Annotated in this window: 18 protein-coding genes; 4 read left to right on the plus strand and 14 right to left on the minus strand. The window is 57.1% G+C overall.

Features of this window, described 5'->3' with window-relative positions; translation table 11 throughout:
- Window positions 1-98: 98 nt before the first annotated feature.
- Window positions 99-1301: an MFS transporter gene (locus tag L379_RS05475; RefSeq protein ID WP_017382814.1), complete on the plus strand. Its 1203-nt coding sequence runs from the start codon at window positions 99-101 to the stop codon at window positions 1299-1301.
- Entirely contained in the window at window positions 1298-1675 is a 378-nt protein-coding gene (locus L379_RS05470) for a DUF4440 domain-containing protein (RefSeq protein WP_015571707.1), read from the plus strand. Before L379_RS05475 ends, L379_RS05470 begins: the two co-directional genes overlap by 4 nt.
- A 50-nt stretch (window positions 1676-1725) precedes the next feature.
- Here L379_RS05470 and rpoS read toward each other — a convergent pair whose 3' ends face one another.
- Together rpoS and nlpD are read right to left on the minus strand one after the other, a co-directional pair.
- Window positions 1726-2718, minus strand: a complete 993-nt coding sequence (rpoS, locus tag L379_RS05465) for an RNA polymerase sigma factor RpoS (RefSeq protein ID WP_013098493.1) — start codon at window positions 2716-2718, stop codon at window positions 1726-1728.
- 59 nt (window positions 2719-2777) lie between these two features.
- Window positions 2778-3851, minus strand: coding sequence for a murein hydrolase activator NlpD (nlpD, locus tag L379_RS05460; protein WP_223230139.1), 1074 nt, complete (start codon window positions 3849-3851; stop codon window positions 2778-2780).
- Between nlpD and L379_RS26355 the strand changes: the two genes are divergently transcribed.
- Window positions 3784-3924: a peptidase gene (locus L379_RS26355; protein WP_223230135.1), complete on the plus strand. Its 141-nt coding sequence runs from the start codon at window positions 3784-3786 to the stop codon at window positions 3922-3924. The genes nlpD and L379_RS26355 overlap by 68 nt on opposite strands.
- Before the next feature lie 94 nt (window positions 3925-4018).
- On the opposite strand, the gene L379_RS05455 is transcribed toward L379_RS26355, so the two are convergent.
- The 11 genes from L379_RS05455 to cysG all read right to left on the minus strand — a co-directional run bounded on the left by L379_RS05455 (window position 4019) and on the right by cysG (window position 12727).
- Window positions 4019-4645, minus strand: a complete 627-nt coding sequence (locus L379_RS05455) for a protein-L-isoaspartate(D-aspartate) O-methyltransferase (protein WP_015571709.1) — start codon at window positions 4643-4645, stop codon at window positions 4019-4021.
- Window positions 4639-5400, minus strand: a complete 762-nt coding sequence (gene surE / locus L379_RS05450) for a 5'/3'-nucleotidase SurE (RefSeq protein WP_017382816.1) — start codon at window positions 5398-5400, stop codon at window positions 4639-4641. Before surE ends, L379_RS05455 begins: the two co-directional genes overlap by 7 nt.
- Window positions 5381-6430: a tRNA pseudouridine(13) synthase TruD gene (truD, locus tag L379_RS05445; protein ID WP_032654811.1), complete on the minus strand. Its 1050-nt coding sequence runs from the start codon at window positions 6428-6430 to the stop codon at window positions 5381-5383. Before truD ends, surE begins: the two co-directional genes overlap by 20 nt.
- Entirely contained in the window at window positions 6427-6906 is a 480-nt protein-coding gene (gene ispF / locus L379_RS05440) for a 2-C-methyl-D-erythritol 2,4-cyclodiphosphate synthase (protein WP_003862097.1), read from the minus strand. Before ispF ends, truD begins: the two co-directional genes overlap by 4 nt.
- Window positions 6906-7616, minus strand: coding sequence for a 2-C-methyl-D-erythritol 4-phosphate cytidylyltransferase (gene ispD, locus L379_RS05435; protein ID WP_017692759.1), 711 nt, complete (start codon window positions 7614-7616; stop codon window positions 6906-6908). Before ispD ends, ispF begins: the two co-directional genes overlap by 1 nt.
- Before the next feature lie 19 nt (window positions 7617-7635).
- Window positions 7636-7947 carry a cell division protein FtsB gene (gene ftsB / locus L379_RS05430; protein ID WP_003862095.1) on the minus strand — a complete coding sequence of 104 codons (312 nt, stop codon included), beginning with the start codon at window positions 7945-7947 and terminating at the stop codon, window positions 7636-7638.
- 79 nt (window positions 7948-8026) lie between these two features.
- Complete coding sequence (locus tag L379_RS05425; RefSeq protein ID WP_006811767.1) at window positions 8027-8353, minus strand: DUF3561 family protein; 327 nt, start codon at window positions 8351-8353, stop codon at window positions 8027-8029.
- 58 nt (window positions 8354-8411) lie between these two features.
- A complete protein-coding gene (gene cysC / locus L379_RS05420; protein WP_015571713.1) occupies window positions 8412-9017 on the minus strand; it encodes an adenylyl-sulfate kinase in 606 nt (201 codons plus the stop codon).
- On the minus strand, window positions 9017-10441 hold the full coding sequence (gene cysN / locus L379_RS05415; RefSeq protein WP_023304330.1) for a sulfate adenylyltransferase subunit CysN: 1425 nt from the start codon (window positions 10439-10441) through the stop codon (window positions 9017-9019). The genes cysC and cysN overlap by 1 nt, the downstream gene beginning before the upstream one ends.
- Window positions 10442-10450: 9 nt before the next feature.
- Window positions 10451-11359 (minus strand): sulfate adenylyltransferase subunit CysD, encoded by a 909-nt coding sequence (cysD, locus tag L379_RS05410; RefSeq protein WP_006811770.1) that lies wholly within the window; start codon window positions 11357-11359, stop codon window positions 10451-10453.
- Window positions 11360-11368: 9 nt separating this feature from the next.
- Window positions 11369-12727, minus strand: coding sequence for a siroheme synthase CysG (gene cysG / locus L379_RS05405; protein ID WP_032654814.1), 1359 nt, complete (start codon window positions 12725-12727; stop codon window positions 11369-11371).
- A 237-nt stretch (window positions 12728-12964) separates the two neighbouring features.
- Between cysG and L379_RS05400 the strand changes: the two genes are divergently transcribed.
- On the plus strand, window positions 12965-14008 hold the full coding sequence (locus L379_RS05400; protein WP_032654817.1) for an aminopeptidase: 1044 nt from the start codon (window positions 12965-12967) through the stop codon (window positions 14006-14008).
- 93 nt (window positions 14009-14101) lie between these two features.
- On the opposite strand, the gene cysH is transcribed toward L379_RS05400, so the two are convergent.
- On the minus strand, window positions 14102-14836 hold the full coding sequence (cysH, locus tag L379_RS05395; RefSeq protein WP_017382820.1) for a phosphoadenosine phosphosulfate reductase: 735 nt from the start codon (window positions 14834-14836) through the stop codon (window positions 14102-14104).
- Window positions 14837-14857: the final 21 nt, after the last annotated feature.

Raw genomic sequence — 14857 nt, forward strand, 5'->3', positions numbered from 1 at the left:
TTAACTGTCAAAATAATGTTGACAGTATATCGTGCTTTGTCGCGTTTATCCGTAACGCGCGGGCCGATACGATACGCCACCTCACCGGAGGAACTTCCATGACGTATCGCAGCAAAATCGCCGTCGTCTTTCTGCTCGGCTTTTTCCTTGATTTGATAAACATGTTTATTGCCAGCGTCGCCTTTCCGGCGATGGCTCGTGCTTTCAATACCACACCTTCCGCGCTTGCCTGGGTAAGTAACGGATACATTGCCGGGCTGACGCTAGTCATCCCTTTCAGCAGTATCCTGACGCGCCGCGTCGGGCCGAAGCGCGTTATCCTGCTCTCACTGCTTCTCTTTAGCGCGGCCTCCGTTGCGGCGGGTCTCTCATCTTCGCTGGAAAGTCTGATTGCCTGGCGAGTCGTACAGGGCGCCGGAGGGGGTTTACTGATCCCGGTTGGTCAGGCGCTGACCTGGCAACAGTTTAAGCCTCATGAGCGGGCCAGACTCTCCTCGGCGGTGATGCTGGTCGCACTGCTTGCCCCCGCGTGCTCACCGGCTGTGGGCGGTATGCTGGTTCAGACATTCAGCTGGCGCTGGATATTTTTTGCCACCCTGCCCGTCGCCATTGTCACCTTTGCTTTGGCCTGCGCGTGGCTTAAAACAGAACCGTCGCCGATAACCCCCACCAGGACAGTAAACCTGTCTTTGCTGACGGATCCGCTGTTGCGCTTATCCATGCTTATCTATGTGTGCGTACCCGGCATTTTTATCGGCGTGAACGTAACGGGCATGTATTACCTCCAGAGCGAGGCCAATATGACACCCGCCGCAACGGGCATGCTTATGCTGCCGTGGTCTGTGGCTTCGTTTTTGGCTATCACCGCGACAGGACGCTATTTCAACCGTATCGGCCCCCGGCCGCTGGTGGTCATCGGTTGCCTTTTGCAGGCGACGGGCATTCTGCTTTTAGTTAACGTCGGCCCGGCAATGCTGCTACCTGCCGTTGCGTTTGCGCTGATGGGCGCGGGGGGAAGCCTTTGCAGCAGTACGGCTCAGAGCAGCGCGTTTTTGACGATGCGACCGGAAGATATGCCCGATGCCAGCGCGCTATGGAATCTGAATCGTCAGTTGAGCTTTTTTGCGGGCGCTCTGCTGCTGGCGCAGGCGCTAAGCTTCATGCAGGATTATGTCGCGCCGCTGGCCGCCTGGCACGGGATGTTTGTTTTTGCCGCAGTCATCACCCTACTGCCCGTACTGTACGTCTACCGTCTTAACAACACGCAGTTACTTGCGCAACTGCAACAGGAGCAACCATGACCCATTTCGAACAAGAGATCCTCGACATTCACGTCGCCCTTGAAAACTGGTTAGGTGCAGGCGAAGGCGATCGGGACGCCCTGCTCGCCCGTTTCCGTCCGGATTTTCTGATGGTTCCACCGAGTGGCAACCCTTTAGATCATCACGCGCTTGCCCAATTTTTATATGCGCAGCGGGGAACCCGACCGGGGCTCAGGATCGACATTGATGCGTTAACAACGCTTCAGACATGGGACAACGGCGCAGTGCTCCATTACCGGGAGACGCAAACCCGGCCAGGCCAGCCCGTCAACGTGCGCTGGTCAACCGCGGTGCTTAATCAGGAAGGGGATAACATCACCTGGCGTTTGCTGCACGAAACGGCGCAGCCGTAAGGCATAAAAAAGGCCCGTCTCACGACGGGCCTTTTCTGACGAATGGTTGCTTACTCGCGGAACAGCGCTTCGATATTCAGACCTTGCCCTTGCAGGATTTCACGCAGGCGACGTAGTCCTTCAACCTGAATCTGGCGAACACGTTCACGGGTCAGGCCAATCTCACGACCGACGTCTTCCAGTGTCGCAGCTTCATACCCCAGTAAACCGAAACGACGTGCCAGCACTTCACGCTGTTTGGCGTTCAGTTCGAACAGCCATTTGACGATGCTCTGTTTCATGTCATCGTCCTGCGTGGTGTCTTCCGGGCCGTTGTCTTTTTCATCGGCCAGGATGTCCAGCAGCGCTTTTTCGGAGTCGCCACCCAGCGGGGTGTCAACCGAGGTAATGCGCTCGTTGAGACGCAGCATACGGCTTACGTCATCAACCGGTTTGTCAAGTTGCTCTGCAATCTCTTCCGCACTTGGCTCGTGGTCCAGTTTATGGGACAACTCGCGCGCGGTACGCAGATAAACATTCAACTCTTTGACGATGTGGATCGGCAGTCGAATCGTACGGGTCTGGTTCATAATAGCCCGTTCGATGGTCTGACGAATCCACCAGGTCGCGTAGGTTGAGAAACGGAACCCGCGTTCCGGGTCAAACTTCTCAACTGCGCGGATGAGACCTAAGTTGCCCTCTTCAATCAGATCCAGCAGAGCCAGACCACGATTGCCGTAACGGCGGGCAATTTTCACGACCAGTCGCAGGTTACTTTCGATCATGCGACGACGCGAGGCAACATCACCACGCAAAGCACGACGTGCGAAATAGACTTCTTCTTCGGCCGTTAGCAGTGGGGAGTAACCAATCTCCCCAAGGTAAAGCTGAGTCGCGTCCAGCACACGCTGTGTGGCACCCTGCGATAACAGCTCTTCTTCAGCCAAATCGTTATCACTGGGTTCCTCTTCTACTAAGGCTTTTTCGTCAAAAGCCTCTGCTCCGTTCTCATCAAATTCCGCGTCTTCATTTAAATCATGAACTTTCAGCGTATTCTGACTCATAAGGTGGCTCCTACCCGTGATCCCTGGACGAGACACCCTGGCTGGCATGTCCCATCAATTTATCGCTGCGGTAAATATTGCAGCGGGTTTACGGATTTCCCCTTGTAACGAATTTCAAAATGCAAGCGTGTAGAACTGGTTCCGGTGCTACCCATGGTAGCGATTTTTTGCCCCGCCTTAACTTCTTGTTGTTCCCGGACCAGCATAGTGTCGTTATGGGCGTAGGCACTCAGGTAATCATCATTATGTTTGATGATAATAAGATTACCGTAACCGCGCAGTGCGTTACCGGCATAGACAACGCGCCCGTCTGCGGTCGCGATGATTGCCTGTCCTTTACTGCCTGCGATATCGATCCCTTTGTTGCCCCCCTCAGAGGTAGCAAAGTTCTCGATAATCTTGCCGTCAGTTGGCCAGCGCCAGGTGGTGATTGACGAGCTGGCATTCTGACTGCTTGCAGTCGGTACAGTAGAGCTAACCACAGGTGCCGTAGTCGGTGCTGTGACAACAGTCGCAGTACCTTTATTATTCGGCAACATTTTGTTAGCACTCTGATCACCTGAATCCTCAGAATACGTAATTACAGGTTGTGAAGCAACCACCGTGGTGGATTTTTGTGCAGGCTTAACGCTGTTATTTTGAGCCGTCACATCTGCCGCTGAAACCGTGTTGCCAGGCGTCAGTGGGGTACCCGTTGCATTGCCTACCTGGAGCGTTTGCCCGACTTCCAGACCATACGGGGCCTGGACGTTGTTTCGCTGTGCCAGATCGCGGAAATCGTTCCCGGTGATCCAGGCAATATAGAACAGCGTATCGCCGCGCTTCACGGTATAGGTGCTGCCGCCGGTATAGCTACCTTTCGGAATGTTCCCATACTTACGGTTATACACTATGCGGCCATTTTCGGTCTGAACAGGCTGATCCACTGGCTGAATCTGCGAAGGCTGCGTAACTGGACGCTGAACCGGCTGGATCTGCGGAGTTTGCTGCGCCGTGGACGTACCCATTTTAGGCGGAGGGGTAATCAACATTCCGCTGGACGTGTTACCCGAGCCGCTGGTTCCATTGACGGAACTGACGGGCGCAGGTGCATTGTCAGAACTTGTACAGCCTGCCAGCCAGAGCGAAACCAGTGATAATGCCGCAACACGGCTGATGGTGAATTTTGGGCTTCCCGCGCTCATTTATCCCCCAGGAATGTGTTAACTACCAGTGACTTAAAAATAACCGTGATGGCACGAACCTATCGCGCCACACCATACGCTGAATTTGCCTCAATAACCCTGGAAAAATCCGAGTCTCAGGCCAGCTCGCCCTTAACCAGGGGCACAAAGCGCACGGCTTCCACGGTATCGATAATAAACTCGCCGCCGCGTCGACGAACGCGCTTTAAAAGCTGCTGCTCATCGCCGACGGGCAAAACTAGAATGCCGCCCTCGTCCAGCTGCGAGAGAAGTGCAGCGGGAATTTCAGGTGGCGCGGCCGTGACTATTATGGCGTCAAACGGGGCGCGAGCCTGCCAACCCTGCCATCCATCGCCGTGGCGTGTCGATACATTATGTAAATCAAGCTGTTTCAGGCGACGGCGCGCCTGCCACTGCAAGCCTTTAATCCGTTCCACGGAACAGACATGGTGCACAAGGTGGGCCAGGATCGCGGTCTGATACCCTGAACCGGTGCCAATTTCCAGCACCCGGGAGTCTGGCGTTAACTCCAGAAGCTCCGTCATACGCGCCACCATGTAAGGCTGCGAAATCGTCTGGCCTTGCCCGATGGGCAGCGCCACGTTTTCCCACGCTTTGTGTTCAAACGCCTCATCTACAAACTTCTCACGGGGAACCTGGGCAAGCGCATCCAGCACCTGCTCGTTGGCGATCCCCTGTGCGCGTAATTGTTCCAGAAGAGTTTGTACACGTTTACTTACCATTGCGCGTTCACTCCGACCCGATCTAACCAGTCCGACACCACATCATGCGCGCTATAAGCGGTTAAATCTACGTGCAACGGCGTAACGGAAACGTAACCCTCATCCACCGCAGCGAAGTCGGTGTCTGGCCCGGCATCGCATTTATCTCCCGGCGGGCCGATCCAGTACAGGGTATTGCCGCGCGGATCCTGCTGGGGAATAACCTGATCGGCCGGATGGCGACTGCCGCAGCGCGTCACGCGGATCCCTTTGATCTCGTCCAGCGGGAGATCCGGCACGTTAATATTGAGGATACGTCCGGTACGCAGCGGCTCGCGGCCAAGCGCACGGAGAATAGAGCAGGTTACCGCGGCGGCAGTGTCATAGTGGGTGTGGCCGTTTAACGAGACCGCCAGCGCCGGGAACCCCAGGTGACGCCCCTCCATCGCCGCGGCCACGGTGCCGGAGTAAATCACATCATCGCCAAGATTCGGCCCGGCATTGATGCCGGAGACCACAACATCCGGCCGCGGGCGCATCAGCGCATTTACGCCCAGAAACACGCAGTCGGTCGGCGTCCCCATCTGGACGGCAATATCGCCATTCTCAAAGGTAAAGGTGCGAAGTGAAGACTCCAGCGTCAATGAGTTAGACGCGCCACTGCGGTTACGATCGGGAGCCACGACCTGCACATCCGCAAATTCGCGGAGGTGTTTCGCCAGCGTCTGAATACCTGGCGCATGGATCCCGTCATCGTTACTCAGCAATATTCGCATAATCACCCGACGTGTTGATAAGTTCCCTGACAACACTGGTGGCAAAGCTACCTGCCGGCAGCCAGAAGCGTAACTCGACGGTTACGTCATCCCACCAGTTCCAGCTCAGCTGTTGCGGGTAGAGGAGCATCGCACGGCGCGCCGCCTCGACTTTTTCCCGCACCAGCAATGATTGTAATTCTGGCGCATCCGCCACCGCTGACTGCTCAGCGGCCAGCGCCTCGCCCTGAGTTCCCCAGTCGCCTGAGCCCGGCAAGGCGGCGGTAATCATCAGCGCTTTAGCGTCCACGCGCGACTGGGCATCGGCCATCTCATCGGCCGTTGCCATAAACCAGCTTCCGCGTCCCGCTAATTGTAGCGCATCGCCGACAACAACTTGATTCGCGTCCTGTTTTTTCAGCCGTTCGCTCACAATCTGATTAAACAACGCACTGCGGGCCGCCGACAACCAAAAACTGCGTTTATTCCTGTCGCGCACCGGCGCGCTGCTTTGCGCCCAGCGCAGCGCGCCCAGCAGGTTGCAGCCACCAATGCCAAAGCGCTGTGCGCCAAAATAGTTTGGCACGCCGCGTTCGGTAATGGCCTTCAGGCGTTTTTCAACGTCATCGCGGTCGTTCACTTCACGCAGCACCAGCGTGAAATCGTTGCCTTTCAACGCTCCCGGACGCAATTTGCGTTTATGGCGGGCGTACTCCAGTACCTTACAGCCTTCAAGCTCAAATTTGCTTAAATCGGGCATGGCATTGCCGGGCACACGGGCGCAAAGCCACTGTTCAGTCACGGCATGTTTATCTTTTTGACCGGCAAAGCTCACTTCGCGGGCGTGGATTTTGAGGAATTTTGCCAGCGCGTCCGCCACGAAGCGGGTGTTGCAGCCGTTTTTCAGAATGCGCACCAGGATGTGCTCGCCTTCGCCGTCCGGCTCAAAACCCAGATCTTCCACTACCACGAAATCTTCAGGGTTGGCTTTCAGCAGCCCCTTGCCCTGCGGTTTACCGTGCAGATACGTCAGGTTGTCGAAATCCGTCATTTGGCCGCCTTCACCAGCAGCGCCACGGCTTCACAGGCAATGCCTTCGCCACGACCGGTAAAGCCCAGCTTCTCCGTGGTGGTCGCTTTGACGTTGACGTCGTCCATATGGCAGCCCAGATCTTCAGCGATAAACACGCGCATCTGAGGGATGTGCGGCAGCATCTTCGGTGCCTGAGCAATGATCGTCACATCAACGTTGCCTAGGGTGTAGCCTTTGGCCTGAATACGACGCCAGGCTTCGCGCAGCAGTTCGCGGCTGTCTGCGCCTTTAAAAGCAGGATCGGTGTCCGGGAACAGTTTGCCAATGTCGCCCAATGCGGCGGCACCCAGCAGCGCGTCGGTCAGCGCATGCAGCGCCACGTCGCCATCAGAATGCGCCAGCAGACCTTTTTCGTAAGGAATGCGCACGCCGCCAATGATAATTGGGCCAACGCCGCCAAAGGCGTGTACATCAAAACCGTGTCCAATACGCATTATGCCTTCTCCTGAGGGGTCGTACGGGTAAGATAAAATTCCGCGAGCTGTAAGTCTTCCGGGCGCGTCACTTTTATATTATCAGCGCGCCCTTCAACAAGCGTTGGGTGAAAACCGCAATACTCCAGCGCCGAGGCTTCGTCCGTAATGGTCGCACCTTCTTTAAGCGCACGCGTTAAGCAGTCGTGGAGTAATTCGCGGGGAAAAAATTGTGGCGTCAGCGCGTGCCAGAGATCGACGCGCTCGACGGTGTGGGCAATCGCCGGTTTACCCGGTTCGGCACGCTTCATGGTGTCACGCACCGGGGCGGCCAGAATGCCGCCCACGTTACTGGTTTCACTCAGGGCCAGCAGACGTGACAGATCGTCGTGATGCAGACAGGGACGCGCGGCATCGTGCACCAGCACCCACTGCGCGTTCCCGGCAGCCTGAATGCCCGCCAGAACAGAGTCGGCCCGCTCGGCGCCGCCGTCAACAACGGTAATCTGAGGATGATTTGCCAGCGGGAGCTGTGCAAAACGCGCATCGCCGGGGCTGATGGCAATAACCACGCGTTTCACCCGGGCATGCGCCAGCAGCGCTGCCACGGCGTGCTCGAGGATCGTTTTATCGCCAATTGAGAGGTACTGCTTAGGACATTCTGTCTGCATGCGCCGGCCAAAACCTGCGGCCGGCACCACGGCACAGACGTCCGAAAAAGTTGCTGCCATGTCGTAATCCTGGGCCTGATTATCGATTGTTTTGTGCGGAGCCCTGATTGCGTTTAGACGCATCCGGAACCAGGCGATAAAACGTTTCGCCCGGCTTAGTCATACTGAGTTCATTGCGTGCGCGTTCCTCAATCGCCTCCTGGCCGCCATTGAGGTCATCAATTTCAGCAAAAAGTTGATCGTTACGCGCTTTAAGTTTGGCGTTTGTAGCCTGCTGTGCCGCGACGTCATCGCTCACCCGGCTGTAGTCGTGCAGTCCGTTTTTGCCGAACCACAGCGAATATTGCAGCCAGACCAGCAAAGCCAGCAACAGCAGCGTTAGTTTACCCATCCTGCCCCCTGAAAAAACGGCATCATCATCCCATAACTTTCCGCTGGACTCTACTGCGGGGTTTTAATTATGCCGTAAGTTAGCCCATCAGCCATAAAAACAGCAGGCCAAAGATGACCACAACGGTGGCGATAGTGATGAGCGTACTATACAGGAGCTTGCCGTTGAAAAGGGAGTGCAGCGCCACGCCCACAACCACCGCAACGGGCATCAGCGCCAGAAAGAAAGGCCAGGTATAGAGGAAGAAAAAGAGGGTGTTACCACCGTAGATCAAAAACGGGATACCCAGCGCCAGTAGCCACGATACGAAGCCGACTATCGCCCCAGGGAAGGACCAGGTCGTCTCGTCGTCGGTCGTTAACGGTTCCGACCCGGTGGTAATCATGTAGTTTTCACTGTTGCGCATAGCTAATCCTGTGACCGTGACTCATCGCTCGGGAAGACAGCTCCCGAACGATACCGTCTCAGGATCTGATAATATCGTCCCGTCTGAGCAGGTCTAATAATTGGCTTACTAAATTTGTTACCAATTGTTGGCCTTCCAGATGAATCTCAGGGGATTCAGGCGCTTCGTAAACCGAGTCAATGCCGGTGAAGTTTCGCAGCTCTCCCGCGCGGGCTTTTTTGTACAGCCCTTTTGGATCGCGCGCTTCGCAGATTGCCAGCGGCGTATCCACAAACACTTCAATAAAGCGATTCTGCCCCACACGCTCGCGCACCATCTGACGTTCGGCGCGGTGCGGTGAGATAAACGCCGTTAGCACCACCAGCCCGGCATCCGCCATCAGGCTGGCGACTTCCCCTACCCGACGAATGTTCTCTTTACGGTCTTCATCGCTGAACCCTAAATCGCTGCACAGGCCGTGACGCACGTTGTCGCCGTCCAGCAGGTAGGTGCTCACCCCCTGCTGATGCAGCGCCTCTTCCAGTGCGCCTGCCACCGTGGATTTACCGGAGCCAGACAGCCCGGTAAACCACAGCACAACCCCACGGTGACCGTGGAGCTGTTCGCGCTGGGCGACGGTGACCGGATGAGGATGCCAGACGACGTTCTCATCATGGGCGGCCATCACTTGCCTCCCAGCAGATCGCGTGCGCCCCAGTGCGGGAAGTGCTTACGCACCAGCGCGTTCAGTTCCAGCTCGAAGGCGCTGAACTCAGACGTCACGCTCGCCTGCGCGTCAGGCTCGCGCACCATCCCCGCACCGACGGTGACGTTGGTCAGGCGGTCAATGAAGATCAGCCCGCCCGTCACCGGGTTCTGCTGATACGGATCCAGCACCAGCGGCTCGTCGAAGGTCAGGTCCACCAGACCGATGCCGTTCAGCGGCAGCTCGCTCACGTCACGGTGGGTCAGGTTGTTGATGTCCACCTGGAACTGAATGCCGTCCACGCGGGCGCGGGTTTTCTTGCCGGCGATTTTAATGTCATAGCTCTGGCCTGCGGTCAGCGGCTGTTCGGCCATCCACACTACATCCACGGATGCGCCCTGCACCGCCGCCAGCGTTTCCTGCGCGTCGACCAGCAGGTCGCCGCGGCTGATATCAATTTCGTCTTTCAGTACCAGGGTTACCGCTTCACCTGCCCCGGCTTCGTCCAGATCGCCATCAAAGGTGACGATTCGGGCAATGGCCGATTCCACGCCGGACGGCAGCACCTTGACGCGCTGGCCCACCTTCACTGCGCCGGAGGCAATCGTGCCCGAGAAGCCGCGGAAATCGAGGTTCGGACGGTTCACGTACTGCACCGGGAAGCGCATCGGCTGGGTATCGACCACGCGCTGAATTTCAACGGTTTCCAGCACTTCCAGCAGCGTCGGGCCGCTGTACCACGGCATGTTCGCGCTCTGAGAGGCGACGTTATCCCCTTCCAGCGCCGACAGCGGCACAAAGCGAATATCGAGGTTGCCCGGCAGCTGTTCAGCAAAGGTCAGGTAGCTCTGGCGGATCTCGTCGAAACGCGCTTCGCTGTAGTCCACCAGATCCATTTTGTTCACCGCCACCACCAGATGCTTGATCCCCAGCAGCGTAGAGATAAAGCTGTGACGACGAGTCTGATCCAGCACACCTTTACGGGCGTCGATCAGCAGGATCGCCAGGTCACAGGTGGACGCGCCGGTCGCCATGTTACGGGTGTACTGCTCGTGCCCCGGGGTGTCGGCGATAATAAATTTGCGCTTTTCGGTAGAGAAGTAGCGATAGGCGACATCAATGGTAATGCCCTGCTCGCGCTCCGCCTGCAAGCCGTCCACCAGCAGCGCCAGGTCGAGTTTTTCGCCCTGGGTGCCGTGGCGTTTGCTGTCATTGTGCAGGGAAGAGAGCTGATCTTCGTAGATCTGGCGCGTGTCGTGCAGCAGACGACCAATCAGGGTACTTTTCCCGTCATCCACGCTGCCGCAGGTCAGGAAACGCAGCAGGCTTTTGTACTGTTGGGCGTGCAGATAAGCTTCTACGCCGCCTTCATCGGCAATTTGTTGGGCAATAGTCGTATTCATGGCGGCTCCTTAGAAATAACCCTGACGTTTCTTCAGCTCCATGGAGCCTGCCTGGTCGCGGTCAATCACGCGGCCCTGTCGCTCACTGGTGGTCGACACCAGCATCTCCTCGATGATCTCGGGCAGCGTCTGCGCACTGGATTCCACCGCGCCGGTCAGCGGCCAGCAGCCGAGAGTACGGAAACGGACCATCTGTTTTTTGATCACTTCGCCCGGCTGTAAATCAATGCGATCGTCGTCGATCATCATCAGCATGCCGTCGCGCTCCAGCACCGGGCGCTCGGCCGCCAGATACAGCGGAACGATCTCAATATTTTCCAGATAGATGTACTGCCAGATATCCAGCTCGGTCCAGTTGGAGAGCGGGAAGACGCGAATGCTTTCGCCCTTGTTGATCTGGCCGTTGTAGTTGTGCCACAGCTCCGGACGCTGGTTTTTCGGGTCCCAGCGGTGGAAGCGGTCGCGGAAAGAGTAGATACGCTCTTTGGCGCGGGATTTCTCTTCGTCACGTCGCGCGCCGCCGAAGGCCGCATCAAAACCGTATTTATTCAGCGCCTGCTTCAGCCCTTCGGTTTTCATGATGTCGGTATGCTTGGCGCTGCCGTGCACGAACGGGTTGATGCCCATCGCCACCCCTTCCGGGTTTTTGTGCACCAGCAGCTCGCAGCCGTAGGCTTTGGCGGTACGGTCACGAAACTCGTACATCTCGCGGAATTTCCAGCCGGTATCCACGTGTAACAGCGGGAACGGCAGCGTACCCGGATAAAACGCTTTACGCGCCAGGTGCAGCATGACGCTGGAATCTTTACCGATGGAGTACATCATCACCGGGTTAGAAAACTCGGCGGCCACTTCGCGGATAATGTGGATACTTTCCGCTTCGAGCTGCCGCAAGTGAGTAAGTCGTTTTTGGTCCATAACCGTTCCTTAAGCCAAATTTATAACAGAAGCGCCAAAGCCTTCTGTGTCGGTTGTATGTTGGAACCAGGCGAGCGTGCTGTGCAGCTGCACCACTTCTCCCACCACGATCAGGGCGGGCATTGGGGCGTCTTTCGCCAGGGTTGCAAGGTCTTGTAAGGTGCCGATGGCGACATGCTGATCGACGCGTGTCCCGCGGGAGATCACCGCTACCGGCGTCGTCGCATCGCGACCGTGCTGAATAAGCTGTTCGCTGATGTCAGCCGCTTTCATCGTGCCCATATAAATCGCCAGCGTTTGTCGGCTCTGGGCGAGATGCGACCAGTCAAACGGCGTGCTGTCGGCTTTATAGTGCCCGGTCACAAAGGTCACGCTCTGGGCGTAATCGCGATGGGTCAGCGGAATACCGGCGTAGGCCGTGACGGCAGACGCCGCCGTAATGCCGGGAACCACCTGGAACGGGACGCCCGCTTCAGCTGCCGCCTGCAACTCCTCGCCACCACGACCGAAGATAAACGGGTCGCCCCCTTTCAGGCGCACCACGGTCTTGCCCGCTTTCGCGGCGGCAATCAGCATCTGGTTGGTGTCGTGCTGGGGCACGGAGTGCTCGCCGGCACGTTTGCCGACGCAAATTTGCTCCGCGTCACGGCGGATCAGCTCGCGAATACCGTCGGTGACCAGGTGGTCATAGAACACGACATCCGCATCCTGAAGAACCTGGAGGCCACGCAGCGTGAGCAGCCCGGCATCGCCCGGCCCGGCGCCCACCAGAATGATCTCCCCGCCCGTACTGCCGGGGTTATCCAGTTCGTCTTCGAGAATTTGTTGCGCTGCCGTCTCGTTACCGGCCTGCATCAGGCTGGCAAAGCGGCCGCGAAACACACGCTCCCAGAAGCGACGGCGTTCCGTCACGCTGGTCAGACGCGTTTTCAAATGGTTGCGCCAGTAGCTGGCCTTCTCCGCCATGCGTCCGAGGCTGGTCGGCAGCAGCGCTTCGATTTTTTCTCTCAGCACGCGCGCCAGCACCGGGGCGGTGCCGCCGGAGGAGATCGCTACCAGCAGCGGCGAGCGGTCGACAATCGACGGGAAGATAAATGAACATAACGGCTGGTCGTCTACCACGTTCACCAGACGGTGACGGGCCTGAGCTGCGTCGGAGATGCGGCGGTTGAGCGCCCGATCTTCGGTTGCCGCAATCACCAGCACCACGCTGTCGATCTGAGACTCTTCAAAACCCGCCTCTGCAACGATCTGCACCTGCGCCCCGGCGCGTTGCAGGAAGGCGATTTTGCGATCGGCAATTTCACCTGTCCCGACAACCAGTACCGGTCGGTCTTTTAAGGCAGCAAAAAGGGGGAGATAGTCCACAGGCAACAACTCACTAACAACCACGAATAAAGGGACTATAGGGGGCGGCTTAGATCGAATGAAATTACGAATTGGAATGAGTAGTTACTCAATGGAATAACGCCGTGGAAAAGCAAATATCAAAAAATGCTTAACACGCGAAATTTCGGGCATTTAGGAGCAATTCAAATTGTGTCTACCCGATCACAGTTTCATACTATGCGGGTTAAAATTTTGCTCTGTTTTTAAGGACTCACTATGTTTTCCGCAATGCGCCACCGATTCGTTGCCCTGGCGCTCGGCGTTTGCTTTATCCTTCCGGCTCAGGCAAAAAATCAATCTTACGGTGAAATAGCCAGTATGCAGGCGCGGCATATTGCGACGGTCTTTCCGGGCCGTATGACCGGAACCCCAGCCGAGATGCTCTCGGCAGACTATATTCGTCAGCAGTTTGCGGATATGGGCTATGAGAGCGACATTCGCGCTTTCCACAGCCGCTACATCTATACCACACGCAATAAAACGCAGAACTGGCATAACGTAACCGGCAGCACGGTCATTGCGGCGCACGAAGGAAAGGCGGCTGAGCAGATTATTATTATGGCGCACCTTGATACCTACACGCCGTTGAGCGACGCCGATGTCGATAATAACCTCGGCGGGCTGACGCTTCAGGGACTGGATGACAATGCGGCGGGTCTGGGCGTGATGCTTGAGCTGGCCGAACGCCTGAAGAATATTCCGACGAAATACAGCATTCGCTTTGTTGCGACCAGCGGCGAAGAAGAAGGAAAACTCGGCGCTGAGAATCTCCTTAAGCGCATGAGCGCTGAGGAGAAGAAAAATACGTTGCTGGTGATTAACCTCGATAATCTGATCGTGGGGGATAAGCTCTATTTTAATAGCGGACAGAACACACCGAGCAGCGTACGTAAACTCACCCGCGACCGCGCGCTGGCGCTTGCCCGCACGCATGGCGTCTATGCCGCGACAAATCCGGGCGGTAACCCGCAGTATCCTAAAGGCACAGGCTGCTGTAATGACGGTGAAGTGTTTGATAAAGCGGGCATTCCGGTGCTGTACGTCGAGGCGACGAACTGGGCGCTGGGCAAAAAAGATGGCTATCAGCAGCGCAGCAAATCGAAAGCCTTTCCGGACGGGACCAGCTGGCATGATGTGCGGCTGGATAATCAGCAGCACATTGATAAAGCGCTGCCGCAGCGGATTGAGCACCGCAGCCGGGATGTCGTGAAGGTGATGCTGCCGCTGGTGAAGGAGCTGGCGAAAGCGGGGAAAGCCTGATGTCGTTAAGCCCGGTGGCGGCTACGCCTTACCGGGCCTACGTTTTGTGCCGTTGTAGGCCCGGTAAGCGCAGCGCCACCGGGCGAAAAAACATTACCCTTCGTGCAGCCCGCACTCGCGCTTCAGCCCAAAGAATCGCGTCTCTTCTTCCGCCATTCCCGGTTCCCATTTACGCGTGGTATGGGTGTCGCCTACCGACAGGTAGCCTTGATCCCACAGCGGATGGTACTTCAGCCCGTGCTTTTGCAGATACTGGTACACCGTGCGGTTATCCCAGTCGATAATCGGCAGCACTTTGAACACGCCGCGCTGCACCGCCAGCACCGGCAGCGTTGCCCGGCTCCCGGACTGCTCGCGGCGCAGGCCCGCGAACCAGGTCTGAGCGTTCAGCTCTTTCAGCGCCCGGTTCATCGGCTCGACCTTGTTGATCTCATTGTATTTCTCAATGCCCTCAACGCCCTGTTCCCACAGCTTGCCGTAGCGCGCCTCCTGCCAGGCCGCGCTTTCCGTCGCGCGGTAAACTTTGAGGTTCAGCTTGAGCTTGTCCGTCAGCTCGTCAATAAACTGGTAGGTCTCCGGGAACAGATAGCCGGTATCGGTGAGGATCACCGGAATGTCCGGGCGGATCCGATTCACCAGGTGCAGGCTGACCGCCGCCTGGATGCCAAAGCTTGACGACAGCACATAGTCACCCGGCAGGTTTTCCAGCGCCCACGCCACGCGCCCTTCGGCGTCGAGTTTTTCCAGCTGGGCGTTGGTTTCTGCCAGGGCCAGAATGCGTTCGACTTTTGGCAGGTCATTAAGGGCGTTTAGATCGAGTACGGACATAAGAACCTCGTTTGCCTGTTT

The sequence above is a fragment of the Enterobacter sp. MGH 33 genome (assembly GCF_000534535.1).
Lineage (GTDB): Bacteria > Pseudomonadota > Gammaproteobacteria > Enterobacterales > Enterobacteriaceae > Enterobacter > Enterobacter hormaechei_C.